Origin of the sequence: Neotamlana laminarinivorans (assembly GCF_020523925.1) — a bacterium.
Classification (GTDB): Bacteria; Bacteroidota; Bacteroidia; order Flavobacteriales; family Flavobacteriaceae; genus Neotamlana; species Neotamlana laminarinivorans.
In genome coordinates this window covers 403,795-430,237 of record NZ_JAJAPW010000003.1, presented here as the reverse complement: position 1 = coordinate 430,237, position 26,443 = coordinate 403,795, and the positions used below count along the sequence as shown (strand labels likewise).

Genomic DNA, 26,443 nt, shown 5'->3' with positions numbered 1-26,443 from the left:
TTACATATAAATTTTATTGATAGTTTTTATATTTTTATAGCCTAAATTGATATAAATGACTATTACCCAATTATACTATGTTTTAGCTGTTGCAGAAAATCAAAACTTCACTAAAGCTGCAGAAAAATGTTTTGTAACACAGCCTACATTAAGTATGCAAATACAAAAACTTGAAGACGAACTTGATGTTCAAATTTTTGACAGAAGCAAAAAACCTATTGAATTAACTGAAGTAGGAAAAAAAATAGTCACACAAGCAAGAAATATAGTAAACGAATCGTACCGTATTCAAGATATTGTAGATCAGCAAAAAGGATTTATTGGAGGCGAGTTTAAATTAGGTATTATACCTACTGTTATGCCTACACTTTTACCAATGTTTTTAAAAACTTTTATAAAAAAACATCCAAAAGTTAAACTTAAAATTGAAGAACTTACTACAGACGAAATAATTACCCGCATTAACGAAGGACATTTAGATGCAGCTATTGCAGCAACACCTCTTGAGGAAGAAAACATAAAAGAACGCCCTTTATTTTATGAACCATTTGTTTGCTACATACCTAATGGGCATAGGCTTTTTGGAACTAAAAAAATAGACATTGCAGAATTAGATTTAGATGATATGCTTTTACTTGAAGATGGACATTGTTTTAGAGAAGGTGTACTTAATTTATGTAAAGTGTTTAAAAACCACTCTGATGATGAGTTTCAATTAGAAAGTGGGAGCATTGAAACTTTAATAAAACTATCTAATGAAGGTTTAGGCATGACCTTATTACCCTATTTGCACACACTTGATGTTAGAGAAACAGACAAACAAAACTTACATTATTTTAGCGAACCTTCACCAGCACGAGAAGTAAGTATTATTTACCATAAAAGTGAACTTAAAATGCAAATTATCCAATCTATTCAAGATGTAATAACAGGCATTGTAAGAGGGGCCATTGCATTTCAGGATGTTAAAATAATTAGCCCCATTAATAAAAAATAAACCTACAAGGCATAATTTAAATATACAGAAAGCCTGTTTTTCGATTTTACATTTCCTCCAAATAAATCTTGTGAAACAGGCAAAGTGTAACTAAAACCTAAAATACATTTTTTATAAGGCACTTCTGCTCCTATTGATGTATTAACAATATCCCCCTCTGTATTGCTTAAAGTTTCGTTATATTGTTTAATCTTGTTATATACATCGCCCGATAAGCCTAAAAACGGCATTACCGCATAACGCTCTCCTGAAAATACTGAGTATACTTTTGCTGAATAACTAAATTGATTACCAAACTGGTATTCATTTTTATTTTCACCTTTTAAATAATAGGTTAATATTGTATTCACTCCTATTTTATCTACCCCGAAATTATAACCTAGAGAAAAAATACCATCAAAACTACCCGTTCCTACTTGAAAACCAGGATTTACATTATCTGCTAAAGCTTCTTCAAAATTCCCTGTTGGCAACTTAATCCCTAAACCAAATTGTAGACTATGTCCTGAAACTTCCCGTTCCATATCTTTCATTTCAAAATTAGAATCTTTTTTGTAAAAAGGTAATTTAAACCAAGCTATAACACTAGCATCACCAATACCATTTATAGTTTCGCTATCCCCTTGAAAGGTTCTATTTAAATCTTGATATGGTAAATTAGCTGTAACATAAAACTTATTACTAACAGGTATTTGTGCCCATAATTGATATGTATTAAACGTTTCTTTACTTACTGGTGAGTTTGAAAACACCCCATTTCTGGATTCGAAGCTTTGGTTTATATAACGCAAACCAATAAAATTAGAATTATTCAAGGTACCAAAACCAAAACTACCACTACCGGTTGAACAACTGCATAAATCGCAATCATAATCAAAATAGCTTGATGATTTAAATGGAGGGTCTATCTCTGAAGCTACAGCGGTAGCCCTAAAAACTATTGCAAATAATAAGAAACAAGCTATTACTTTAATATTCTGAAAATCGTTCATCTGTTAAAAATTCTTCATCTGTTAATGTGTTTAAAAAAGCGACTATGCTTTCTTTTTCGTAATCGAAAAGTGTAATACCCAATGTACCGTCTTCTCTACTAAAAACAGCATCTACATTTCCGTTATCTGTCATACCCGAATCATAAAAAGTAAGTACAGCTTCTAAGGTAGAAAACCTTCCATCATGCATATAAGGCCCTGATACTGCAACATTACGAAGGCTAGGAACCTTAAATTTGTACAGGTCGTCTGGGTTTTCAAATACGGCATATCTACCTTCATCATTTAAACTTGGGTTTATAGATAAACCATTATTTCTATAACTATGGTCTGTAAATAAATCTGTTGCATGGCAAGTAGCACATTTATTATTAAAAGTTGCTAAACCATCTAACTCAATATCGGTTAAAGTTACATTGTCTTCATTCCTTATATATTTGTCGTATGTTGAGTTAGAAGACACCATCATTACCATAAATTGAGACAAAGCTTTAAGTAAGTTTTCGCTGTTTATCTCGCCGTCTTCAAAAGCTTTTGTAAATTGACTTTGATAATAACTATCAGTTTGTAATTTCGCTATAACATTACTTATAGTTTCTCCCATTTCCAACTCACTTGTTATGGGTATAACTGGTTGTAAATCTAGATGAGAAGCTGCACCATCCCACATAAACTCGGTTTGGTATGCTAAGTTTTGTATGGGTTGGGCATTTCTTGTACCAATACCTCCATTTACACCATGGCTTACGGTATGCCCGTGGTGTGTAAAAGCAAAGGCCTGTTCATGGCAAAAAGCGCATGGAATAGCATCGTTGGCTGATAACTTACCCTCATAAAATAAACTTTTACCCAACTCGAAACCCGCTTCGGTAACAGGGTTATTATCTAAGTTATAGGATATTTCTGGAAAGTTTGCTGGCTGTTCTACCTCCAAATAAATTGGCTCGTAAACTGCGTTAATATTATTTGAAGAACACCCTACCACAACAATCCATCCTAAAATTATTAAGATTTCTTTTTTCATTTAAAATAAAATGAAGCCTACCAGAAAGTATAAAACAGTTTCTGGTAGACTTGAGTTATTTAATCATTATGTATGTGGTGTACACTAAACATTTCCATAGCGTTGTTTGCTATTACTCCAGTTGTTGTTTCGTCTACATGCACTTGGCTATAGCCTTCATCAAAACTAACTGAGGTGTTGCCATCAAATAATAAAGCAATATCTGCTACTATATGTATTTGTGGAGAACTATCTTCACGAACCAATACCGTATTTGGTAAAGTTAATGTGACTTCTCGATAATTGTCTATTGCTGTACCTACACTTCCCATGTGTATATTTAAGGCTTCATCTGTTGCAATATCAGACGAGTAAGTTCCATCTAATCTTGTAAATCTATAGCCTGTAGCCCAGCTCCATAACATCCCTTCTTCTTCAGCTGTTGTTAAAAAATCGCCTTGTCCGTCTGCACCTAAAGCAAAACGATCTTGGTCTATACCTATTCCAAAAGAAATTTCGGTATAATCTGCGGCATCGACATCATTGAGTGTTACATAAATTTCGCCAGCATTGTTAGCATTGGCTTCGCTTATAATAAAAATGTTATCATTATAAGGATAGGTGTAAACATTACCCTCGCTATCTGTTAAAGTGATATTACTTATTAAGTATTTTAAAGTTTCTAGTTGATATGATTCGTTATTAGATTTTGTGTAGGTGGTGCCAAAAATAAAATCTTGGTCTCCTACACCGTTATCAAATTTAATAATTAATTCTCCTGTTTGTCCTGTTAAATCTTCTCCTGAATCGTCATTCGAACATGATGATATTATTGCACATAGTAATAGTGCAAATGATAATTTTAAAATTTTCATTTGTAATTTTTTAAATGTTTGAACACACAATATTTATTTTTAATTGCGTATTAAAAATTAAGTTGATTGTATAAAGCCTTAGGGCTCTAAATTATTTAAAAATGAAAATTAACTTATTGGAGGTCTTAAAAGAGAATTGTAAAAGGTATAATTATACAGTTTATTGTAAAAATTATATATATTATTAGACTTGACTGTCTTTAAACTAAACACATGGTAACTATTGTAGGTTTGATAAAAAACCACTTGAAATATTTCTGAAAACAATTTTAAACCATTGTTTGTATTCTCGTCGGTATTGTTTTCTTGTTGCAGTTGTTTTGCTAAATGGCATTTACCATTACATTTTAATTCCACCTTTTTCTTATTAACACAGTAATTCTCTATTATATAATCCATGTTTACTTGATAATACGCCAAGTAACCTAAATTATAAATAGGTTTTGCCATAATGGCAACTATTAATGTAAATAAAAAAAGCTGTTTCAATTTTTATGTATTGAAATACAAAATTAAGTAAGAAAAGATTAATATTTTAGTAAAAAGGCAACTGTTTTGTAAAATAAAAAGCGACCAGAATCTGGTCGCTTTTTTTATGGGTTCAAATAAATTAAACATTTATTTAATTCAGGGTTTTGTTGAATGAGTTTATTGATATAAATTCTAAGCTCTTCTAGTTCATAAGGCAACAAACGTTGTACTGCCTTTTGAACCTCCCTGCAAAATAAAGTGGCATCAAAACTCACTTTATTAAGTACAATTTTTGTGTACTCAAGCATTGCTCTTGGCATGATTTTTAAAAAGTTTTTTGGTTAAAGTAGATGTGGTTAATATGATTGTTTTTGTAATTTAACGATTATAAATTTAGCATTTTTTTTCAAAATTTATTTATATTAATTAAAAATTAACATTTTCATATTACTTTTTAAACAAAATAACACATTCTTAATTTCACTATTAATAATTAGTTAATAATTACGAAATCAATAATATTAAAAACGATTATCACCGTCAAGCAAATCTCCTAGTCCTCCTAAAATACTACCTTCGCCTCTACTTTTTCCACCTGTTTGTGCTGCCGATGTTAAAACTCGACCTGCTAATCGGCTAAAGGGTAAAGATTGTATATATACAGTTCCTGGTCCTTCTAACTTTGCAAAAAACAAACCTTCGCCACCAAATACCGTGTTTTTTATACCTCCAATAAATTCTATATCATAATTAACTGTTTGGTCAAATCCTACAATACATCCCGTATCTACGCGTAAAGTTTCCCCTGCTAGTAATTCTTTTTTTGCCATAGTACCTCCTGCATGAACAAACGCCATGCCATCACCTTCAAGCTTTTGCATAATAAAACCTTCACCACCAAATAATCCTCGTCCTAACTTTTTAGAAAACTCAACACCAACACTAACTCCTTTAGCGGCGCATAAAAAGGCATCTTTTTGGCAAATAAACTTACCACCAAACTGTGTTAAATCTATAGGTATAATTTTACCAGGATAAGGTGATGCGAACGATACATTTCGTTTACCAACAAGTGTATTGTAAAAGGCCGTCATGAACAAGCTTTCTCCTGTTAAAATACGCTTGCCAGCGCCTAGAATTTTGCCTAAAAAACCAGCATCTTTTCCAGAACCATCTCCAAAAATAGTTTCCATTTTAATACCATCGTCCATCATCATAAAACTACCCGCTTCTGCAATTACACCTTCTTGTGGGTCCAGTTCTATTTCAACGTATTGCATTTCTTCTCCGTAAATTCTATAATCGATTTCGTGTGCTGTCATTTTTTTGTTTTTTGATTTACATATTTGTAGTCCATTATTGTTAATTGTTACAATAAGAAACTAAATTATGATTTTACCTTAATACTCCACTCAAAATTAAAAGTAGACACAACAATACCTTCCTCATTTACACCTTCAGATTTCATCCAAAGTGTTTGTCCTTCACCTGTTTCAACAGCCTTGGCAATTGCATCATCAATTAAATTACCATCGTTGCAAGTAAAGGTTATTTTTCCTGTAGCTTTTTTAGTAAAACTAGCATTATTGGTGGTAACTAGCATAGATATTCGCTTGCCCGAAGCTTGAATTTTAGCAATCATTAATGCGCCCGTAGAGAATTCGGCTGCCATACCTTGCACAGCCCAAAACATAGATTTAAATGGATTTTGATTAATCCACCTATGCTTTACGGTAACAATGCATTTTTCTTCATTAATAAATTTGGTTCGAACACCACACAAAAACGCCGATGGCAATTTAAGCATAGTAAACATATTTAGTTTTTTTGGTGTTAATTTCATGTAATAAAAAGTTTAAGTGGTTTTAAATATAACTAATTAGTTTCTTTTTAAAAGAAATTGAAAATAAACCAGCAAGTTTTTAACACAAATTGCATCTAAAAAAAACATAAATTATTAACTACCTAATTAGTTTGATAAAACTTACTCAACTTATTGCTTTATTGTTTACACTAATAAGCACAACCACTTTTGCCCAACTTTGCACAGGCAGTTTAGGCGATCCTATTGTAGAAATTAATTTTGGTTCTGGCTCAAATAGAGGTGCTGCTTTGGGTAGCGATATAACAGCATTTACCTATGTTGCCTCTGGTGAATTAGATGAGGGCGAATACACTATTGCTAATACTACAAGTGGTTTAAAAGGCAATGCTTGGCATACTACCACAGACCATACAGGTAACGAAAACGGGTACATGATGGTAATTAACAGTGCTGTTCTTGCCAGCGAAGGTGTATTTTACACAAAAAACGTTACCAGCCTTTGTCCTAATACAACTTACGAGTTTTCGGCATGGTTAATAAATATTATGAACCCATCTGCAGGAACAGATGAATACCACCCTGATGTAACTTTCCGCGTAAGCGATACCTCCGGAAATGTTTTAGGCTCGTATAACACCGGTGACATCTCTCAAACCACTTCGGGAGAATGGCTTCAATATGGCTTCTTTTTTACCTTGGAAGAAGAATCGGAAGTTATTATTACCATTTTAAACTCTGCTCCTAGTGCCCACCCTGGTAACGATATTGCTCTAGATGATATTACTTTTAAACCTTGTGGCCCAACAATAACCACTTTTATTGAAGGCAACAATGTTAATGAAGCAGATGTTTGTGAAAACGAAATTACAGATATAACACTAGAAACCGAACTTTCTGACGGCTACGATGATCCTAAATTTCAATGGCAAACTTCAACCGATAATGGCAATACCTGGACAGATATTACAGATGAAACGAATTCAACTTTTATTTTTACAGATAGCAGTACACCCGGAATATTTTTATTTAGAGTTGCCATAGCAAACGGCATTAATATAAATTCAAGCAACTGTAGAATTACTTCGGATGAATTTACCATAACGGTAATTGAAAAACCAGAACCTTTAGTTGGAGAAGCACAACAAAGTTTTTGCTCCACCCAACAAGCTACATTAAGTCATATTCAAGTGAATGCCAATGCCATTTGGTACGATTCAATAACAAAAGACAATGTACTCAATGAAAATACAACACTCTTGGATGGTACCACATATTACGCCACCCAAATAAACAACGGATGCGAAAGCGATGACGTTTTAGCAGTGCAAATTTCAATTTACTACCCAACGCTAACCTTTAACAATATTGATGTTTACGTATGTGATAATTTAAATGATTTAGTTGAAGTTATTGACTTAACCTTTTATGAATCTGAAATAGCCAACTGTAATGATTGTTTGTTCTCCTATTTTACAACAACTACTGATGCTGAAAATTACAGTAACGTCATAGATACACCAACAAGTTATACTTGGTATACAACAGTAAATGAATTGTATGTTAGAATTGATTCCTCAGACAATTGCTACCAAATAGCACGAATAAATTTAATTCAACAAGAAACACCAGAAATTGAAATAGGTGATTATATTGGAATATGTGAAGGTGACAGCTATGTTACCATTGATGCTGGCAACGATTTTGATTCCTACCTTTGGTCTACCGGAGAAACTACTAAAAGTATTAATATTTCTGAGGATAACATTGGGGCTTATTGGGTTACAGTAACACAAAACCACAATAGTTTTTCCTGTTCTACTACCAAAAACTTTGAAGTTTTATTTTCTAACACAGCAACTATTAGTAACATAGATATAACAGATTGGACTGATACCAATAACCGCTTAACCATACACCTTACCGAAACGAGTTTAGGTAATTATGAATATTCCTTAGATGGAATAAATTACCAAGACAGTAATACATTTACAAATGTAACAGCAGGAGAATATATTGTTTATGTAAGCGATAAAAACGGTTGTGGAACAACAGAAGATGTTGTATACTTATTAAATCCGCCAAAATTTTTCACTCCTAACAACGATGGGTTTAACGACACTTGGCACATTAAATATGCTGAACATTATCCTGAAATGAGAATAACCATATTTAACAGATATGGAAAAATGTTAGCCGTATTAAATTCCACATCAGAATGGGACGGCACATTTAACGGAAGTGCTTTACCTACTAGCGATTATTGGTTTATTGTAACAAAAAACAATCAAACTGTATATAAAGGCCATTTTACACTAAAACGATAAATTTTCATAAAATTAGCACTGAGGTTTAGCAAAGTATTTATTTTTTGTTTTTTTCTATAAAAAACTTCTTAATTACAAATACAAAGTAATACTTTTATAAAGCACTACTAAAATTAGTATTTAATATTTAAAAATACCATGTTAATAACAGTCCCAAAATTATCATGAAATTTATATTCTTAAAAAACCGAAAGTTTTGGTGGAGATTTATTGCCTTAGGAATCTCGCTACCTATTATATTTCTTACTACAGTAATTTTGTTTATTCATTTTAAGCAAAATGATATTATACAAAATGAAATAGCAGCTTTAAACGAACAACACAAGGGATTAATTACCATTGGCGACACACATTTATCACTCTTTAAAACCTTCCCTTATATTTCTTTTAAATTAGATAATGTTAAGGTTTATGAAACTAAAGAGCCCAATGCCCAACTAATTCTAGATGTTGCAGATATTTATACAGGTTTCAATATAATCAATATTATTAAGGGTGATTATCATATTAAATCCCTCATTATAGAAGATGGTTTTTTTAATATTATACTGCATGACGATAGAAGCCTTAATATTCAAAATGCTTTAACACCTCTAGAAGAAACAGATAATGAAAATGAAGAACTTTCTAATCTTCAACTTAAAAATATCAAATTACTAAATCTAGATATTCATAAACTAGATGAAACAACGCATACCGATTTAGAAACTTTTATTCATCAAGCAGAAGGCGGTTTTAAAATAGATAATCATTTAATTTCTTCTCATGTTGACACGGATTTTGAAATGAATTTAATCAACAATGGAGACACCACTTATATCCGCCACAAGCATTTTGAACTTCATACAGATATTTCACTAAACAAAAACACTGGAGTACTTAATATTAAACCCTCTGGTATTAAAATGGAGCATGGTGACTTTGAGCTTGAAGGCACCGTTGACACTAAAAACGATGTTAACCTTGACCTTGCTATTAAAGGCACTAAACCAAATTTTGATTTGCTATTTGCTTTTGCGCCGGAAGACCTTATTCCAATTCTAGAACGCTACAAAAACGCAGGTAACATCTATTTTAATGGTATTATTAAAGGTTCTACATTAAATCAGCAAACCCCTTTTATTGATATTAATTTTGGTGCAAGTGACGCATTCTTAGAAAATACAGATAAAAGAAAACGTGTTAATAACATGGGGTTTAGTGGGCATTTTACTAATGGAGAAGAACACAACCTACGTACATCTAAATTCTCGCTAACCAATATGACGGCTAGTTTAGAAAAAGGAAAGTTTTTAGGCAATATTGTAATAACCAATTTTGAAGAACCAGATGTTAATATGCAACTAAATGCAGATTTTAATCTGGAGTTTATGGCTAAATTCTTAAACTTAAAAGACATTGAAAACCCTTCTGGAAAAGTGGCGTTAGAAATGAATTTTCATGATATTATAGACATAGACCATCCTGAATTAGCACTAAACAGACTTAGTCAAGCTTATTTTAGCGAACTGAAAATAACCGATTTAAGTCTATCATCAAAAACGCTACCTGCTCCATTAAAAAAACTAAATGCACATCTTGTTTTAAATGGTAAAAAAGCAACTCTTAATCAATTTGATATGCTAATGGGGAAATCTGATGTATCAATAACTGGATACCTATCTGATTTTCCATCTATTATACATCACACAGATACACCCGTGGTAGCACATTTAGAAATTGAATCTAATCTGTTAGATATTTCAGAAATAACTAAATACTCAAAAACAGACAGTACAGGTATAGATGAACGCATTGAAAAACTAAGTACTGGTTTTTCTTTTAAATCATCGGCAAAATCGTTTACCGAAGCCAAATATTTACCAAAAGGTGAGTTTTTTGTAGATAGCCTTCATGCTAATCTTAAACATTACCCTCATGAATTACACGATTTTCACGTTGATTTTCTTATTGACGATAAAGACCTTAAAATTGTTGATTTTAAAGGTTTTATTGATGATTCTGACTTTCATTTAAACGGATTTGTACACAACTATGAATTCTGGATGCAAGAAGAACTTAATGGAGATGTTGATTTAGATATTACCTTAACGTCTGGTTTATTAAAGCTAGAAGACATTTTTTCTTACAAAGGAGAGAATTATGTACCAAAAGATTATCGTCATGAAGAATTCAAAACCTTAGCTTTACATGTAAATTCCAGTATGCATTATAAAGCATCAGCACTACATTCGGTAGATATAAATTTAGATAAACTCACTACCAAAATGCATTTACATCCACTTAAATTCGAAGATTTTTCTGGTCGTTTTCACTATGAAGACGATCATCTTATAATTAAAGATTTTATAGGTAAAATAGGTAGAACATCATTTAACGCTAACTTAAATTATTATTTAGGAAAAAATGAAGCCATAAAAAAACGAGATAATTATATAGATTTTAAAGCAAATTATATAGATTTTGATCAGTTATTCCCGTCTGAGGCGACCACAACAAAACCATCTTCAGCTATAGCGCAAAAAGACACTACGGATATTAAGAAACATGCAGAAGCTTTTAATCTATATGAGCTTCCATTTACAGACATGAAAATTAATTTTGATGTTGATTATTTTATGTACCACCGCATTATTCTAGAAAAAATTAATGCAAACTTACGCACTACTAAAAATCATTACATCTATATAGACACCCTTACTATGAATGCTGCAGGAGGTAAGTTTAATATGTCTGGCTACTTTAATGGCAACAACCCTAAGCATATTTATATGAAACCCAATATTGTAGCCGAAAATGTAGATATTGATAAGTTTTTATTTAAGTTTGAAAATTTCGGGCAAGACCATCTAGTATCCGATAATTTAAAAGGTAAAGTTTCTACAAAAATTAATGGAAACATAAGAGTTTATCCAGATTTAGTTCCAGATTTAGACCAATCTGAAATTCATATGGATGTTAAAGTACTTAATGGCAAATTACAGAATTATAACCCTATGTCAATGCTATCGGACTATATGGGTGATAAAAACCTTAATAAAGTAAAATTTGACACACTTAAAAACCATATAGATATTACTAATGGACGCATTACCATTCCTAAGATGACTATAGAGTCTACATTAGGTCACATGGAATTATCGGGAACCCAAGATAGCGATTACAATATTGAATATTATTTAAGAATTCCTTTAAAAACAGTTAAACAAGCCGCACGTTATAAATTATTTGGTAAGAAGAACGACAGTATTAATACTACCGTTGATGATGAGATTATAGAACTAGATCCTAATGAAAAAGTACGCTATCTGAATATAAAATTACACGGTAATATAAATGATTATAATATTACTTTAGGAAAAGACAAAACAAATAAAAGTAAGTAATACCTATTCTGTTAATTAAAACACAACAGCTTTTAAATAAAACGTAAACCTAATCGCAACTACAATTTTTTACAGCCTTTACAATTTAAAATTTTTGTAATTTTTATTTATTTAAAAAAAGAATCTACAAATTCATATTTATTAAACACTTGCAAATCTTCAATACCTTCACCAACACCAATATACTTAACAGGAATTTTAAACTGATCTGAAATCCCTATAACAACACCACCTTTTGCTGTTCCATCTAATTTTGTAACAGCTAAAGAGGTTACTTCGGTTGCTGCTGTAAATTGTTTAGCCTGTTCAAATGCGTTTTGACCGGTAGAACCATCTAAAACCAATAACACATCATTAGGCGTATCATCCACCACTTTTTGCATAACACGCTTAACCTTTGTAAGCTCGTTCATTAAATTTACTTTATTATGCAAACGTCCAGCCGTATCAACTATAACAACATCGGCATCTTGAGTAACTGCACTTTGTAAAGTATCAAAAGCTACAGAGGCTGGGTCACTTCCCATATTTTGTTTAACTATAGGTACATCTACACGGTCTGCCCAAACCTGAAGCTGATCTATGGCTGCTGCCCTAAAAGTATCGGCTGCACCTAAAACTACTTTTAATCCTTGCTTTTTAAATTGATAAGCCAGCTTTCCAATGGTTGTTGTTTTCCCAACACCATTAACACCTACAACCATAATAACATAAGGCTTTTTATTACTAGGAACAGAAAATTCTGTTTCTTCTCCAATGTTAGTTTCACTAAGTAATCCTGCTATTTCTTCACGTAAAATATGGTTTAACTCATCTGTACCAAGATATTTATCTTTAGCCACACGTTCTTCAATACGTTCAATTACTTTTAAAGTTGTGTTTACACCAACATCGCTACTAACTAAAACCTCCTCAAGATTATCTAGAACTTCATCGTCTACTTTAGATTTTCCAGCCACAGCCTTACTGAGCTTACCAAAAAAACTGCTTTTAGTTTTTTCTAAACCTTTATCTAAGGTCTCCTTTTTTTCTGATGAAAATATTTTTTTAAAAAAACTCATTATTTTTTTTATGCTTTAAAAAGATGATTTAACATAACCTGAATCAACCAAATTTCTTGCCTAATTTAAAATTTTGCAATAATGTCAGATAAATATAAAACAAAAAAAGCAGCTTTCTTAGCTAGAAAGCTGCTTTTCTAAACCATTGAGAGGTTTATTAATTTTTTTTGAAATAGTCGTTTACTAAATCTGGTGCCATAATAGATTCAACAAAAACATAAGCTCCAGTTTTAGGAGATTTAACCATTTTTATGGCTTTTGTTAATCTTTTTGATCCTGTTTGTAATGATGCTACTGCTTTCTTTGCCATAACTAATTATTTTATCTCTTTATGAATAGTCATACGCTTAAGAATTGGATTAAATTTTTTAATCTCCATTCTATCTGGCGTGTTCTTCTTGTTTTTAGTTGTAATGTAACGAGATGTTCCTGGTTGCCCAGTAGCTTTATGCTCTGTACATTCTAAAATTACCTGAATTCTGTTTCCTTTCTTTGCCATTTTATATATTTTTTAGCGCAGCTATTACTTTAAAAATCCTTTAGATTTTGCTTCTTTAATTGCTGCAGATATACCTATTTTATTAATGGTTTTTAAAGCAGAAGTTGACACTTTTAAAGTTACCCACTTATCTTCTTCTGGAATGTAAAAACGTTTCTTAACTAAATTCGCACCAAATTTGCGTTTAGTTCTGTTTAATGCGTGAGAAACATTGTTCCCAACCATTGCCTTCTTACCTGTAAGTTCACAAACTCTTGACATTATCTATAACTTTAAAATTCTTGTTGCTTAAAATCGAGGTGCAAATATACAAATAATTTAATAGCTAACAACCAAAACTTTATCAATTTTTAAAAATTTCTTTTTGAAGTAATTCTAAAGCCTTGTTAACCGCTTTGTTTATTACTCTGGCACGAGGACTACCGAACTTAAATTCTTGCGAAAACACACCGTTATTATTAGCAATGGCTATAAATACGGTTCCTATTTCTGCTTGCGAATCACCTTTACTTGGTCCTGCATTACCTGTTGTTGCAATAGCAAAATCTGATTTATATAAATTTTTAACCTTAATGGCCATTGCTTCGGCAACTTGCGAGCTTACAACCGAATACTTGTTTATTAAAGCTTCATCTATACCTAAAACATCTATTTTAGACTGTGTAGAGTATGTAACCACACCTCCTTTTAAATATTTTGAAGCTCCTGGATTAGCTGTAAATAATTCTGCCAATTTACCTCCTGTACAACTTTCTGCAATGGCTAGTGTTTTTTCTATTTTCGTTAATCGGTTTCCTATTACAGCTTCTTCATTACCATCTTCATCTTCATACCCAAAAAACTCATCTTTTATTAAAGGTAAAACTTTATTAATTTGATCTTGCACTTCGGTTTCTACTTTAGCTCTATCAAACCCTTTTGAAGATATTCGAAGTCGCATTTTACCTAAACTAGGCAAATACGCTAATTTAATATGTTCTGGCAAGGCATCTTCCCAAGCTTCAATACGTGCGGCTAAAGTACTTTCACCTAAACCATAAACTAATAATGTTTTGTGAAGTATAAACGGGCATTTGTATTTATCTTTTATTTTAGGAATGACCGAGTTAGTAATTAGTGCTTTCATTTCAAAAGGCACACCAGGAAGCGAAATAAACGCTTTTTCCCCCTTTTCCATCCACATACCTGGAGCTGTACCCAAGGTATTCATTAAAACCTGTGCTTTAGATGGTACTAAGGCTTGATCTTTATTTACTTGTAGCAAGGTTTGCCTTACATAATTTTTCCAAATGTTTTCAATATTCTCCAACACCGAAGCATCACGAACTAGAGTATCGTTAAAATATTCTGCTATGGTTTTTTTAGTAATATCGTCCTTTGTTGGCCCTAATCCACCTGTTAGAATAATAATATCTACACGGTTTTCGGCATCTTTTAAGGCTTGTAAAATATGAGTTTTTTCGTCTTGCACCGAAGTAATCTGGTACACAGATACGCCTATTTTATTTAACTGCTTAGCTATAAAAGCCGAATTGGTATCAATAACTTGCCCAATTAATAACTCATCACCTATGGTAATTATTTCTGATAACATTTATAAATTGAAATCTGACTTCAATTCTGCCAAAGCATTATCTACTGCTGTTATAACAATATTAAGTTGCTCGGTAATATCTTGGTCTGTTTTTGTAAATTTCCCCCAATCTTGCACTTCAATTAAGGTATTAAGTACACCAAGCTCGAATAAATCGATAGTAGGCTTCATTTTATGAGCCGCTTGGTAAGCTTCGTGGTAATTTTTATCTGCAACTGCCTTTTTAAGTCTTTCGGCATCAACAGCAACCTCTTCCACAAATGTTTGAGCCAAAGCCAATATAAAATCGTCATCATTATCGGCTAATTCGCGAACTCTGTATAATTTGTAATGTTGTTCCATATTTTATTTAACTGTAATCGAAAACATTTCCTTGTTTTCAATAAATCCTTTTAAATTATCGTTTACAGAAACCTTGCCTACTCCGGCTGGTGTTCCCGTAAATATAATATCTCCTATCTTTAATGTAAAATATTTAGAGACATATTCTATTATTTCATCAATTTTCCAAAGCATGTGGCTTGTATTTCCATTTTGCACAACATTTTCATTCTTTTTTAAAGAAAAATTCATTTCATTAACATTGGTAAATTCATCTTTTGAGAGCCATTTACCAACCACCGCAGATCCATCAAAAGCTTTAGCCTTTTCCCAAGGCAGCCCTTTTTCTTTTAATTTAGATTGTAAATCTCGAGCTGTAAAATCTATACCTAAACCAATTTCGTTGTAGTATTTATGGGCAAATTTTTTATCAATATACTTCCCTACTCTATTAACTTTTACTAGAACCTCAACCTCGTAATGTACATCGTTAGAGAAATCTGGAATAAAAAACGGCTGTTTTTTAAGTAAAATAGCAGTATCTGGCTTCATAAAAATTACCGGTTCTGTAGGTTTTTCATTCTCCAGTTCCTCAATATGCTTGGTATAATTTCTACCTATACAAATTAATTTCATGCTATTTTAAATTATAATAAATGCGAAAATACTTTATTTTTTTCAATTTGGGCGTTACCACGCTCAGGCGCGGTCGGGCTTTACGCTGCAAGTCCTCGCTTACTGTTTACAACAGTTAAGCTGTGGGCTTTACACTACAATCCCTAACGCAGGTGTATTTGCTAACTAAAAGCTAACACCTGCAAATATTTTTATTTTTAAAGTTTATTATTAAAACTTCTTAATTTAATAGCTGTTAAAACCTTTTTGGTATACAATGGAAAATCAGCATTTAATAACCATCCAAAATAACCAGGTTCTTTATCTAAAACCTCTGTTACCAACTTGCCTTTATGTTTACCAAACGAAAAACACTCTTCTCCATTCTTATTAAACACGATAAATCCGGCAAAATCGGCAAACTTTTTACGAGAACTAAACTCAGCTAAAAACTTGGTGCTATTTTCAAGATTGTCATATTTTTCAATTTGTGCCTTTAAAACTTCGTAAGTTGCATTAGTGTCAGCTTCAGCACTATGTGCATCATCTAAATTTTTATCGCAATAAAACTTATAAGCTGCACTTAAAGTACGTTGTTCCATTTTATGAAAAATGGTTTGCACATCTACCGCTAATCGGTTTTTCATATCAAAATCAATATCAGCACGCAACATTTCTTCAGCCAACAAAGGAATATCAAACCTATTAGAATTAAACCCTCCTAAATCAGAGTCTTTAATCATGTTATGAATATCTTTAGCTAAATCCTTAAATGTTGGTTCGTTAGCAACTTTTTCGTCTGAAATACCATGAATTTCGGTAACCTCCTTTGGAATGGGCATTTCCGGATTTACCAACCAGGTTTTGCGTTCTTCTTTTCCATCTGGAAATACTTTTAAAATAGAAATTTCAACAATTCTATCTTTTGTAATGTTTACGCCTGTGGTTTCTAAATCAAAAAAACAAATAGGCTTTGTTAAGTTTAGTTGCATTATAACTATAGTTTTATATTAAAATAAAAAGTCCAACCCTTTATTTTTTGGATTGGACAATTTAGGCATTTATTTTATTTTTTTAAACCTCACGATTGGTATCCCAAGCTTCAAGATAATCGGCTACAGCTTTTACAAACATACCTCCAAGTGCACCGTTAACCACACGATGATCGTAAGAATGTGTTAAAAACATTTTATAGCGAATACCTATAAAATCGCCTTCTGGAGTTTCTATTACCGCCGGTACTTTTCTTATGGCACCTAGAGCTAAAATACCAACTTGAGGCTGATTAATTATAGGTGTTCCCATAACACTGCCAAAGCTACCAACATTAGTAACAGTATATGTTCCGTCTTGTATTTCATCGGGTTTTAATTGATTTATACGCGCTCTGTTTGCTAAATCGTTAACCTGTTTAGTCATTCCAACTAAGTTAAGCTGATCTGCATTTTTTATAACCGGAACAATTAAATTACCGTCTGGTAAAGCTGCCGCCATACCCAGATTTATATTTTTCTTTTTTATTATTTTATCGCCTTGAACAGAAATATTCATTAACGGATACTCACGTAACGCTTTGGCAATAGCTTCCATAAAAATTGGCGTAAACGTAAGTTTTTCGCCTTCTCTTTTTTGAAATTCGTTTTTAACTTTATTTCTCCAGTTCCAAATATTTGTTACATCGGCTTCTATAAAACTTTGTACATGTGCCGAGGTTTGTAATGATGCCGTCATGTGATGAGAAATTAACTTTCCCATTCTTGTCATTTCTATAATTTCATCTTCACCACTAGAAATTACAGGCGTTTTGATTTCTACTTTAGTTGTTTTTAAATCAACAGGTTCAACCTTTGTTTTTACAGGACTATCAGTTCCGTTTTTATTTTCTAAAAATAATAAAATATCGTTTTTTGTTACGCGTCCATCTTTACCTGTTCCCTGTATAGCGTCTAACTCAGCTTGCGATATTCCTTCGGCTTTTGCAATATTTTTAACTAAAGGTGAATAAAATCTATTTTCTGTAGATGTTAAAACAGGAGCTTCAACTACTTGTTGAGCAACTGCAACACTTTCATTAACATAATTTACGGCTTCTTGAATAGGAGCTTCAACTAAGTCTTCCTCGTTAACCGATTCAATTACACCATTATCTTCTTCAACTTCATTATCGTCTCCACTGGTTTCAATTATAGCTAATACTTCGCCCACTTGTACAACATCATCTACATTATAAAAGCGTTCTACTAAAACTCCTTCTACTTCGCTAGGAACTTCACTATCTACCTTATCTGTCGCTATTTCAAGAATTGGCTCATCTATTTCTATAGTATCACCAACTTCTTTTAGCCATGATGTTACTGTTGCTTCTGCAACACTTTCTCCCATTTTAGGTAGCTTCAACTTATATTTTGCCATAATGAAACGTTAAGATGTTTGGTTTTATTTTTTTTGCAAAATTACTAAAAACAAGTGTTTTTTAGTTAATTTATTTTATAAAAACTAGTTAAATTCTATTATTTCTCCTTTATCTATAGTATTATCACTTCCTATTATAAATTTTGAATTTTCAGGAAGTATTTTAAATGCCAACTGCTTATTTTTTGGATTAGCTTTAATTATACTTATAATTTCTTTATAACTATATTTTGAAGTATCTATAATAACCTCGTCTCCATTTTGTAAATTATTTGTATTGTTAACTAAAACAACTTCAGCATCCAAATGGCTTTCAAGGTTTTTATTTTTAGTGTCGGATAATAAAACATAACGATTTAATACTTTATGACGCCTTTCTGGAGGTTTTCTAAGAAAATAAGCCAAATTTATACCAAAGCATACGAAAACATCGAACAACAAATTTCGTTTAAAATGTTTTTTATAAAATATACGCATGGCTTCATAAAAACGTCTTGCATAAAACTTATTTTTTAATGTACTTTCACCTTTGTAATGAATAATGGTTGTTTGACCAAAATAATAATTTTTATAACCAGCTTTTAGTAGTTTATACGACAAATCTATATCTTCTCCGTACATAAAGTAGTCTTCATCAAAACCTCCTACTTTTAAAAACACATCTCGCTTCATAAACATAAATGCCCCAACTAAAACCTCTACTTCACCTACTTCATCAGGCTTTAAATTCTCAGCATAATAATCTTTAGCATTTCCTAAAATCTTTTTAAAAGCCGCTTTTACATATGGTATTTTACGTTTACTTTCTGGCAAAAAGTCTCCAACACCATTTATTAATTGACAACCTACAGCTCCTAACTTTGATTTAGAATGAGCAAAGTTTAAAATTTTAGTAAATGTATCTTCTGCAACAACAGTATCTGGGTTTAAAATACAAACATATTCACCTTTGGCCTGTTGCACACCTATATTGTTAGCTTTTGAGAACCCTAAGTTTTCTCTATTTACAATTAACTTAAACTCAGGAAATTTATCCTTGAGCATAGCTACGCTATCATCATTCGAGTTATTATCTACTATAATTATTTCTGCATCTATGTTTACAATAGCAGCTTGTACACTTTTTATGCATAACTCTAAAAAGTAACGCACATTATAGTTTAATATAACAACAGATAGTTTCAAAAAAAAAGGCAAATTAAGATTTAAGTGAAGACTCGAAAGGAATACGATTTACAATACTTCTGCCAAGTGTTATTTCGTCGGCATACTCCAACTCATCACCCACCGAGATCCCCCGAGCTATAGTTGATGTAAGTACATTATATTCCTGTATTTGCTTATAAATGTAAAAGTTTGTGGTATCGCCTTCCATTGTTGAACTTAAGGCGAAAATTAACTCTTTTACCTCTCCTTGTTTTACCTTATTAATCAAAGAATCTATTTTTAAATCGTGAGGTCCTACACCATCCATTGGAGAAATCTTACCTCCTAAAACATGGTAAATCCCTTTAAAAGAGCTCGTATTTTCAATAGCCATAACATCTCTAACGTCTTCAACAACACAAATAGTATCTGTAGCCCTAGATTTGTTTGAGCATATTTCACATAAATCTACATCACTTATATTATGACATGATTTACAGAACTTAACTTCGGTACGCATTTTCACTAAAGCATCGGCAAGTAATTGTGTTCTAGAGGCTGGCTGCTTTAACATATGTAAAACCAAACGTAATGCTGTACGCTTACCTATACCTGGTAATTGAGACATTTCGCTTACTGCGTTTTCTAATAATTTTGAAGAAAATTCCATGGTTGCGAATTTACAATTTTAGAATTAAGTTTTAAACTTATCGTTTGTTATTTGTATTTTGGCTTCAATATACTATTTATGACAGCAACACAAATTCTATTTTTAATTGCAGGCTATTTTATAGTCCTTATATTAATATCTTATTTCACAGGAAAAGAAGACTCTAACGATGCTTTTTTTAAAGCAAACAAGTCTGCCCCTTGGTATTTAGTTGCATTTGGTATGATAGGCGCTTCGCTTTCTGGAGTAACATTTATATCGGTTCCAGGTGCTGTGGAAACCAAACAATTTGGTTATTTACAAGTAGTTTTTGGTTATTTATTTGGCTATATTGTTATTGCTTATGTATTGTTACCTATATACTATAAACTTAATTTAACATCTATATATTCGTATTTAAAAGATAGATTTGGCATTGTAAGCTACAAAACCGGCTCTGTTGCTTTTTTAATTTCCCGCGTTGTTGGCGCCTCTTTTAGGCTGTTTTTGGTTGCCAAAGTTTTACAGCTTTTAGTTTTCGATCAATTTAATATACCTTTTGCCATAACTGTAATTATTACCATCATTCTAATTTGGCTTTACACCTTTAAAGGAGGAATAAAAACAATAATTTTCACAGATACACTGCAAACTTTATTTATGTTAGTTTCTGTTATTGTTACTATTTTCTTTTTAGCATCTGCACTAGACCTAAATGGTATTACTGAAATTTATACCAGTGTTAAAGAAAATACTATGAGTAAAGTTTTCTTTTTTGAAGATGTTAACGATGCTCAATACTTTATAAAAAGTTTTTTATCTGGCATGTTTATTACGATAACCATGACTGGGTTAGACCAAGATATGATGCAAAAAAACTTAACCTGTAAAAACTTGAAAGAAGCTCAAAAAAACATGCTGTCTTTTAGTGTGGTTTTAATTTTTGTAAACATCCTATTTTTAGTTTTAGGCCTTATGCTTACAGAATACGCGAATACAAACGGCATTACAGCTAAAAAAGACGAATTATTTCCAACCATTGCCATGCTACCTGAAATTGGCATTTTAACCTCATCATTTTTTATTCTTGGTTTAGTAGCTGCCGCCTATTCTAGCGCTGACTCTGCTTTAACATCATTAACTACATCGTTTTGTATTGATATTATTGAAATAGGAAAAAAACCTATTAATGCACAGAAAAAAATTAGAAAACAAACTCACATTTTTATAAGTGCTTTATTAGTAGTTGTAATTATTTGTTTTGATGCTATTTTTAAGGATGTATCTGTAATATGGGAACTTTTTAAAGCAGCCGGTTATACTTATGGACCACTTTTAGGCTTATTTGCTCTTGGTATTTTTACTAAAACCCAAATTAAAGATAAATATGTATGGGTTATTGCTATTATAGCTCCAATACTATCATACTTTATTAATGCCCATTCTGTAGATTTATTAAACGGCTACCAAATAGGTTTCGAAATTCTAATTATAAACGGTCTGTTAACCTTTTTAGGCCTAATATTGATTCGTAGAAAGCAAAACTAAAGTACAAGCTACTTCATAGCTTATACCATTAGCTCGTAACAATTTATAAAATTCTGGGTTTTCTGTTCCAGGGTTAAAAATAATACGATCTGGCCTTAACGCAATTAAATAATGGTAATACTCTTCTTGCCTTGTAGGGTTAATATAAAGTGTTATGGTATGCAGATTTTCATAGTGTAACAATTCTGTATCTACACCTACTCCTTCTATAATTCCGCTTTTTAATCCAAAAGCTACCGTATCTATTTTATTTGCAACTAACCGCTGTACAGCCAAATTCGAATATCGATTTGTTTTCAAAGAAGCTCCAAAAACTAAAGTTTTCTTTTTCATTCGTTAAACTTATTTTAAATAATTACTTTCTAGTAACATAATATACATTTTGTCGTCTTATTAAAAAAAGAATTACAATATTTAATATCCTGCATTATTTTGATGGTTAGTGAACATGTTAGGATATTAAAAAAACCCTGAAAAACTTACAGCTTTCAGGGTTTTGTTTTAAATTTTTTAACCAAACCAAAATCATTGTTAAAAATCCTACAAAATAAATCCCTCAAAAATCAATTTCGTAATTTTAAGGGGTAAAAATTTAGCAAAATAAAATTTTATGTTAATTTTTTATATTTTAAATAATATTAGATTAATTTTGTCGTTATAATAAAGTACAATCTATACTACTACGTTTTATTTATTATTTAGAATTAGTCATCTACAAGAAAAACATCCGTAATTATGAAGATTTGTATAAACTAAAAAACTCGAAAGTAATGTTTCGAGTTTTTTTTATTTGTTATGTTAAAATTATTGAAATACTGATTATCAATGTAATAAAACAGATATAAATACGTCTAAGATAATATGATTCTTCATATAAGTGTTAATTGAAGTTGATTAATAGCTAGAAAAACCCGAAACAAAACGTTTCGGGTTTTTTGTTATTTTTAATAAAAATTTACTTTACCAATTAATAATGCAACTTCCCCAAGTAAATCCGCTTCCAAACGCTGCAAGAACAACTGTATCGCCTTCCTTTATTTTACCTGCTTCCCAAGCTTCTGTTAAAGCTAAAGGAATAGACGCTGCTGTTGTATTTCCGTATTTTTGAATATTGTTAAAAACTTGATCGTTTGTTAATCCGAATTTATTTTGAATAAACTGCGCTATACGTAAATTAGCTTGGTGCGGAATTAACATATCTATAGCTTCTTTTTGCAAACCATTTGCCATTAACCCCTCCATAATTACCTCACTAAAACGAACCACAGCATTTTTAAACACAAATTGTCCATTCATGTACGGGAAATAACTCTCATCATCTTCATTATTATCTGCTAAAATATCGTTTACCCAACGCGTTCCCATACCTGGTGCTTTTAAAACCAATTCTTCGGCATGTTCACCTTGACTATGTAAATGTGTAGACAAAATTCCTTTTTTATTACCTTCTTCCCTAGTTAAAATAGCCGCACCTGCTCCGTCTCCAAAAATCACACTAACACCACGGCCTCTTGTTGTTTTATCTAAACCATGCGAATGTAACTCACTACCAATTACAAGTATGTTTTTATACATACCTGTTTTTATAAAATTATCGGCTACAGATAAGGCGTAAATAAAACCAGAACATTGGTTTCTAACATCCAAAGCTCCAACCGTTTTAATACCCAACGCATGCTGAACCTGAACACCTGGCCCAGGAAAATACATATCTGGACTTAACGTAGCAAAAACAATAAAATCTATATCATCTTTACTTATTCCGGCGCGTTCTATAGCCATTTTAGCTGCTTTAACACCCATTGTTGCCGTAGTATCTCCACTACCTTCTTTTACCCAACGACGCTCTTTTATACCTGTTCTTTCTGTAATCCACTCGTCATTAGTGTCCATTATTTTAGATAAATCATCATTGGTAACCACATTATCTGGCACATATTTACCTAAACCAATTATTTTTGAATTATACATAATTTATGCATGTTAATTTTAATAATTTGGCAATATAAACATATTTAGCAATATAAAATCATGGTTAAGTTTAAAACTTAGTATATAAACAGGCTCCAAAGGTATTTTAACTTTAATTTTAGACTTTATTTACACTGAAATCAATAATTTTAAATGCTAACAAATTCAAAAATCAAAAAATGAAAAAACTACTATTTTTTTATTTTCTCGGCATTTCCATATTTAGCTATGCTCAAGAAAATTTAACTTACCAAAAACCCTCAAAAGAAATTCTAGAACTTGCTGAAGCTCCTTTAGCGCCATCAATAAGAATTGATAGCAAAGGTGAAAACATGGTGTTCTTATACCGAAGCAATTTTAAAAGTATTGAAACCTTGTCGGAAACCGAAATGCGACTTGGTGGATTAAGAATTAACCCAAAAACAAATATTGGCAGTAGAGAACGCTATTACAATAATATAAAAGTAAGAGTTGGCAGAAAAGGAACAGAAACAACCGTTGAAAATTTACCAAAAAACCCAAGACTTTCTAATTTTTCTTGGTCGCCAGATCAAAGCAAAATGGCTTTTACTAATACAACTACTTCTGGTGTAGAACTTTGGATTTTAGATATAAATAGTAAATCTGTAAAAAAACTAACCAAAGACAATCTTAATGCTAATATTGGAAACCCGTTTTACTGGTTTAAAAACAGCAATGCTTTACTTATTAAAACACTCCCTGATAACCGAAAAGATTTAATAGACACTAAAATTGCAGTTCCAACTGGCCCAACAATTTCGGTTAGTGAAGCTGGTAAAAAAGCACAAAACAGAACCTACCAAGATTTATTAAAAAACAAAGCCGACGAACACAATTTTGAGCAATTGGCTTTAGCCGATTTACAAAAAGTAGATTTAAATGGTACAATTACGCCCTGGAAGGAAAGTGCTATGTATCGCAGTATATCGTTTTCTCCAGATGGTAACTATATCATGATTACAACTATAGAAAAACCTTTTTCATATTTAGTACCATATCGCAGATTTCCATCAAAAAGTATTGTCTACAATACCGATGGAAAATTAATAAAAACCGTACTTGAAGTACCTTTAATTGAAGACTTACCAAAAGGATTTATGTCTGTTAGAAAAGGCAAAAGAAACCTTTCTTGGCGCGACGACAAACCAGCTACTCTAGTTTGGGCTGAAGCTTTAGATGAAGGCGATGCCGAAAAAGAAGTTGAGTTTAGAGATGAAGTTTTTCAACTCGATGCCCCGTTTACAGGACAACCAACTGCACTTTTAAAAACTATTAACCGTTTTAGCGGTATTGAATGGGGAACAGATAATACTGCTATTGCCTACGATTATTGGTGGAACACCAGAAACACAAAAACCTATATATTTAATCCATCAAACTCAAAAATTAAACCTGAAATACTTTTCGACAGAAACTACCAAGATGTTTATAGTAACCCGGGTAATTTCGTTACCAAACGCAATGAATTTGGGCGTTACACTTTAGATATTATAAAAAACAAAGCCTATTTAATTGGAGACGGTTATAGTGCCAAAGGAAAATTTCCTTTTGTTGATGCTATGGATTTAAGTAGCAAAAAAACATCTAGACTCTATCAATCTAATTTAACAGATAAAGTTGAAGACATCTCTATGGCCTTCAATATGAAAAAAGGAGAAATTTTAGTGCGCATTGAATCTAAAAACGAATATCCTAATTACTACGTACGAAACATTTTTAAACGCATGACTCCTGTGCCATTAACACAATTCGAGAATCCGTTTAAAAGTATACAAAACGTTAAAAAAGAAATTATTAATTACAAACGTGATGATGGTTTAGAGCTTTCTGGAACATTATATTTACCAACTAACTACGAAGCTGGTAAAAAATACCCTATGATTATGTGGGCATATCCGCGCGAATACAAAGACAAAAGTAGCGCAGGCCAAAGCACTAGCAACTCTAACGAGTTTACTTATCCATGGTACGGTTCGCCAATTTATTGGGTTACAAAAGGCTATGTGGTTTTAGACGACGCTTCTTTCCCTATAGTTGGCGAAGGCGACGAACAACCAAACGACACCTTTATAAAACAATTGGTGGCCAATGCTAAAGCTGGTATTGATGCTGTAGCCAATTTAGGCTATATAGACCGTACAAAAGTTGCCGTTGGCGGACACTCTTACGGTGCATTTATGACGGCCAATTTATTATCACACTCCAATTTATTTGCGGCAGGTGTAGCAAGAAGTGGTGCTTACAACCGCACATTAACGCCTTTTGGTTTTCAAAGTGAAGAAAGAAATTATTGGGAAGCTCCAGAAATATATTATAACATGTCGCCATTTATGCATGCCGATAAAATGAAGACACCTTTACTACTAATTCACGGTGAAGCCGATAACAACTCTGGAACATATCCACTACAAAGCGAGCGTTATTTTAATGCCTTAAAAGGTCTTGGCGCTCCGGTAAGATTAGTTATGCTGCCAAAGGAGAGTCATGGTTATGCTGCAAAAGAATCGGTTTTACATATGCTTTGGGAACAAGACCAATGGTTTGAAAAACATTTAAAACCTTCAAAAAACACAGAAGAATAATTAAACTTCTTCATAAATTAATAAAAGGCCTTTCTATTACAGAGTGGCCTTTTCTTTTAGTGCCACTTTGTCATATTTTAGGAATTGGCATTTTTGTTGAAATGACAAAATCAATCAAAATAAAAATCAATAAACAGTTCTCGCAGATGTG

Annotated in this window: 25 protein-coding genes; 5 read left to right on the top strand and 20 right to left on the bottom strand. The window is 32.0% G+C overall.

Features of this window, described 5'->3' with window-relative positions; all coding sequences use genetic code 11:
- The first annotated feature begins 55 nt into the window (after nucleotides 1–55).
- The gene (locus tag LG649_RS08565; protein WP_226543325.1) at nucleotides 56–997 is read left to right on the top strand and encodes a LysR family transcriptional regulator; all 942 of its coding nucleotides are present in this window, start codon (nucleotides 56–58) and stop codon (nucleotides 995–997) included.
- A 2-nt stretch (nucleotides 998–999) separates the two neighbouring features.
- Here the strand turns inward: LG649_RS08565 and LG649_RS08560 are convergent, their stop codons facing one another.
- The 7 genes from LG649_RS08560 to LG649_RS08530 form a co-directional block, all read right to left on the bottom strand.
- On the bottom strand, nucleotides 1,000–1,989 hold the full coding sequence (locus tag LG649_RS08560; RefSeq protein WP_226543318.1) for a transporter family protein: 990 nt from the start codon (nucleotides 1,987–1,989) through the stop codon (nucleotides 1,000–1,002).
- Nucleotides 1,967–3,013: a cytochrome-c peroxidase gene (locus LG649_RS08555; RefSeq protein ID WP_226543316.1), complete on the bottom strand. Its 1,047-nt coding sequence runs from the start codon at nucleotides 3,011–3,013 to the stop codon at nucleotides 1,967–1,969. The genes LG649_RS08560 and LG649_RS08555 overlap by 23 nt, the downstream gene beginning before the upstream one ends.
- A 59-nt stretch (nucleotides 3,014–3,072) precedes the next feature.
- Nucleotides 3,073–3,867, bottom strand: a complete 795-nt coding sequence (locus tag LG649_RS08550) for an MbnP family protein (RefSeq protein WP_226543314.1) — start codon at nucleotides 3,865–3,867, stop codon at nucleotides 3,073–3,075.
- A 108-nt stretch (nucleotides 3,868–3,975) separates the two neighbouring features.
- A complete protein-coding gene (locus LG649_RS08545) occupies nucleotides 3,976–4,356 on the bottom strand; it encodes a hypothetical protein (RefSeq protein WP_226543313.1) in 381 nt (126 codons plus the stop codon).
- A gap of 104 nt (nucleotides 4,357–4,460) precedes the next feature.
- A complete protein-coding gene (locus LG649_RS08540) occupies nucleotides 4,461–4,658 on the bottom strand; it encodes a hypothetical protein (RefSeq protein ID WP_226543311.1) in 198 nt (65 codons plus the stop codon).
- Between the two features lie 201 nt (nucleotides 4,659–4,859).
- Nucleotides 4,860–5,660 (bottom strand): TIGR00266 family protein, encoded by an 801-nt coding sequence (locus LG649_RS08535; RefSeq protein ID WP_226543309.1) that lies wholly within the window; start codon nucleotides 5,658–5,660, stop codon nucleotides 4,860–4,862.
- Between the two features lie 65 nt (nucleotides 5,661–5,725).
- The gene (locus LG649_RS08530; protein WP_226543307.1) at nucleotides 5,726–6,181 is read right to left on the bottom strand and encodes a DUF4442 domain-containing protein; all 456 of its coding nucleotides are present in this window, start codon (nucleotides 6,179–6,181) and stop codon (nucleotides 5,726–5,728) included.
- A 131-nt stretch (nucleotides 6,182–6,312) separates the two neighbouring features.
- On the opposite strand from LG649_RS08530, the gene LG649_RS08525 reads away from it, so the two are divergent.
- Entirely contained in the window at nucleotides 6,313–8,487 is a 2,175-nt protein-coding gene (locus tag LG649_RS08525; protein ID WP_226543305.1) for a T9SS type B sorting domain-containing protein, read from the top strand.
- 164 nt (nucleotides 8,488–8,651) lie between these two features.
- Entirely contained in the window at nucleotides 8,652–11,873 is a 3,222-nt protein-coding gene (locus LG649_RS08520; protein ID WP_226543303.1) for an AsmA-like C-terminal region-containing protein, read from the top strand.
- Between the two features lie 107 nt (nucleotides 11,874–11,980).
- On the opposite strand, the gene ftsY is transcribed toward LG649_RS08520, so the two are convergent.
- The 11 genes from ftsY to recR all read right to left on the bottom strand — a co-directional run bounded on the left by ftsY (nucleotide 11,981) and on the right by recR (nucleotide 20,191).
- Entirely contained in the window at nucleotides 11,981–12,934 is a 954-nt protein-coding gene (ftsY, locus tag LG649_RS08515) for a signal recognition particle-docking protein FtsY (RefSeq protein ID WP_226543301.1), read from the bottom strand.
- 157 nt (nucleotides 12,935–13,091) lie between these two features.
- The gene (locus tag LG649_RS08510) at nucleotides 13,092–13,244 is read right to left on the bottom strand and encodes a DUF4295 domain-containing protein (protein WP_082048539.1); all 153 of its coding nucleotides are present in this window, start codon (nucleotides 13,242–13,244) and stop codon (nucleotides 13,092–13,094) included.
- Between the two features lie 6 nt (nucleotides 13,245–13,250).
- Nucleotides 13,251–13,433, bottom strand: a complete 183-nt coding sequence (rpmG, locus tag LG649_RS08505) for a 50S ribosomal protein L33 (RefSeq protein ID WP_044625959.1) — start codon at nucleotides 13,431–13,433, stop codon at nucleotides 13,251–13,253.
- A 24-nt stretch (nucleotides 13,434–13,457) separates the two neighbouring features.
- Complete coding sequence (gene rpmB, locus LG649_RS08500) at nucleotides 13,458–13,694, bottom strand: 50S ribosomal protein L28 (protein ID WP_044625958.1); 237 nt, start codon at nucleotides 13,692–13,694, stop codon at nucleotides 13,458–13,460.
- Nucleotides 13,695–13,776: 82 nt separating this feature from the next.
- Nucleotides 13,777–15,027 (bottom strand): competence/damage-inducible protein A, encoded by a 1,251-nt coding sequence (locus LG649_RS08495; protein ID WP_226543299.1) that lies wholly within the window; start codon nucleotides 15,025–15,027, stop codon nucleotides 13,777–13,779.
- Nucleotides 15,028–15,369, bottom strand: a complete 342-nt coding sequence (locus LG649_RS08490; RefSeq protein WP_226543297.1) for an Hpt domain-containing protein — start codon at nucleotides 15,367–15,369, stop codon at nucleotides 15,028–15,030.
- A gap of 3 nt (nucleotides 15,370–15,372) precedes the next feature.
- Complete coding sequence (locus tag LG649_RS08485) at nucleotides 15,373–15,984, bottom strand: fumarylacetoacetate hydrolase family protein (protein WP_226543295.1); 612 nt, start codon at nucleotides 15,982–15,984, stop codon at nucleotides 15,373–15,375.
- A gap of 197 nt (nucleotides 15,985–16,181) precedes the next feature.
- Complete coding sequence (locus LG649_RS08480; protein WP_226543294.1) at nucleotides 16,182–16,955, bottom strand: 3'-5' exonuclease; 774 nt, start codon at nucleotides 16,953–16,955, stop codon at nucleotides 16,182–16,184.
- An 82-nt stretch (nucleotides 16,956–17,037) separates the two neighbouring features.
- On the bottom strand, nucleotides 17,038–18,375 hold the full coding sequence (locus LG649_RS08475; protein WP_226543292.1) for a dihydrolipoamide acetyltransferase family protein: 1,338 nt from the start codon (nucleotides 18,373–18,375) through the stop codon (nucleotides 17,038–17,040).
- Nucleotides 18,376–18,459: 84 nt separating this feature from the next.
- Nucleotides 18,460–19,560, bottom strand: coding sequence for a glycosyltransferase family 2 protein (locus tag LG649_RS08470; protein WP_226543290.1), 1,101 nt, complete (start codon nucleotides 19,558–19,560; stop codon nucleotides 18,460–18,462).
- 13 nt (nucleotides 19,561–19,573) lie between these two features.
- Nucleotides 19,574–20,191: a recombination mediator RecR gene (recR, locus tag LG649_RS08465; protein WP_226543288.1), complete on the bottom strand. Its 618-nt coding sequence runs from the start codon at nucleotides 20,189–20,191 to the stop codon at nucleotides 19,574–19,576.
- 78 nt (nucleotides 20,192–20,269) lie between these two features.
- Between recR and LG649_RS08460 the strand changes: the two genes are divergently transcribed.
- Nucleotides 20,270–21,718, top strand: a complete 1,449-nt coding sequence (locus tag LG649_RS08460; protein WP_226543286.1) for a sodium:solute symporter — start codon at nucleotides 20,270–20,272, stop codon at nucleotides 21,716–21,718.
- On the opposite strand, the gene LG649_RS08455 is transcribed toward LG649_RS08460, so the two are convergent.
- Nucleotides 21,689–22,051, bottom strand: coding sequence for a CoA-binding protein (locus LG649_RS08455; RefSeq protein WP_226543284.1), 363 nt, complete (start codon nucleotides 22,049–22,051; stop codon nucleotides 21,689–21,691). The genes LG649_RS08460 and LG649_RS08455 overlap by 30 nt on opposite strands.
- A gap of 627 nt (nucleotides 22,052–22,678) precedes the next feature.
- Nucleotides 22,679–23,689, bottom strand: a complete 1,011-nt coding sequence (locus tag LG649_RS08450; protein WP_226543282.1) for a 3-oxoacyl-ACP synthase III family protein — start codon at nucleotides 23,687–23,689, stop codon at nucleotides 22,679–22,681.
- Between the two features lie 179 nt (nucleotides 23,690–23,868).
- Between LG649_RS08450 and LG649_RS08445 the strand changes: the two genes are divergently transcribed.
- Nucleotides 23,869–26,292 carry an alpha/beta hydrolase family protein gene (locus LG649_RS08445; RefSeq protein WP_226543280.1) on the top strand — a complete coding sequence of 808 codons (2,424 nt, stop codon included), beginning with the start codon at nucleotides 23,869–23,871 and terminating at the stop codon, nucleotides 26,290–26,292.
- The last annotated feature ends 151 nt before the right edge of the window (nucleotides 26,293–26,443 follow it).

Bases quoted from the DNA above. Each gene is read 5' to 3' on its own strand.
- LG649_RS08540 (WP_226543311.1), bottom strand. From the start codon at position 4,658: ATGCCAAGAGCAATGCTTGAGTACACAAAAATTGTACTTAATAAAGTG.
- rpmB (WP_044625958.1), bottom strand. From the start codon at position 13,694: ATGTCAAGAGTTTGTGAACTTACAGGTAAGAAGGCAATGGTTGGGAAC.
- LG649_RS08560 (WP_226543318.1), bottom strand. From the start codon at position 1,989: ATGAACGATTTTCAGAATATTAAAGTAATAGCTTGTTTCTTATTATTT.
- LG649_RS08460 (WP_226543286.1), top strand. From the start codon at position 20,270: ATGACAGCAACACAAATTCTATTTTTAATTGCAGGCTATTTTATAGTC.
- LG649_RS08475 (WP_226543292.1), bottom strand. From the start codon at position 18,375: ATGGCAAAATATAAGTTGAAGCTACCTAAAATGGGAGAAAGTGTTGCA.
- LG649_RS08445 (WP_226543280.1), top strand. From the start codon at position 23,869: ATGAAAAAACTACTATTTTTTTATTTTCTCGGCATTTCCATATTTAGC.
- LG649_RS08510 (WP_082048539.1), bottom strand. From the start codon at position 13,244: ATGGCAAAGAAAGCAGTAGCATCATTACAAACAGGATCAAAAAGATTA.
- LG649_RS08495 (WP_226543299.1), bottom strand. From the start codon at position 15,027: ATGTTATCAGAAATAATTACCATAGGTGATGAGTTATTAATTGGGCAA.
- LG649_RS08565 (WP_226543325.1), top strand. From the start codon at position 56: ATGACTATTACCCAATTATACTATGTTTTAGCTGTTGCAGAAAATCAA.
- LG649_RS08550 (WP_226543314.1), bottom strand. From the start codon at position 3,867: ATGAAAATTTTAAAATTATCATTTGCACTATTACTATGTGCAATAATA.
- LG649_RS08530 (WP_226543307.1), bottom strand. From the start codon at position 6,181: ATGAAATTAACACCAAAAAAACTAAATATGTTTACTATGCTTAAATTG.
- rpmG (WP_044625959.1), bottom strand. From the start codon at position 13,433: ATGGCAAAGAAAGGAAACAGAATTCAGGTAATTTTAGAATGTACAGAG.
- LG649_RS08450 (WP_226543282.1), bottom strand. From the start codon at position 23,689: ATGTATAATTCAAAAATAATTGGTTTAGGTAAATATGTGCCAGATAAT.
- ftsY (WP_226543301.1), bottom strand. From the start codon at position 12,934: ATGAGTTTTTTTAAAAAAATATTTTCATCAGAAAAAAAGGAGACCTTA.
- LG649_RS08520 (WP_226543303.1), top strand. From the start codon at position 8,652: ATGAAATTTATATTCTTAAAAAACCGAAAGTTTTGGTGGAGATTTATT.
- LG649_RS08555 (WP_226543316.1), bottom strand. From the start codon at position 3,013: ATGAAAAAAGAAATCTTAATAATTTTAGGATGGATTGTTGTGGTAGGG.
- LG649_RS08485 (WP_226543295.1), bottom strand. From the start codon at position 15,984: ATGAAATTAATTTGTATAGGTAGAAATTATACCAAGCATATTGAGGAA.
- recR (WP_226543288.1), bottom strand. From the start codon at position 20,191: ATGGAATTTTCTTCAAAATTATTAGAAAACGCAGTAAGCGAAATGTCT.
- LG649_RS08480 (WP_226543294.1), bottom strand. From the start codon at position 16,955: ATGCAACTAAACTTAACAAAGCCTATTTGTTTTTTTGATTTAGAAACC.
- LG649_RS08455 (WP_226543284.1), bottom strand. From the start codon at position 22,051: ATGAAAAAGAAAACTTTAGTTTTTGGAGCTTCTTTGAAAACAAATCGA.
- LG649_RS08535 (WP_226543309.1), bottom strand. From the start codon at position 5,660: ATGACAGCACACGAAATCGATTATAGAATTTACGGAGAAGAAATGCAA.
- LG649_RS08490 (WP_226543297.1), bottom strand. From the start codon at position 15,369: ATGGAACAACATTACAAATTATACAGAGTTCGCGAATTAGCCGATAAT.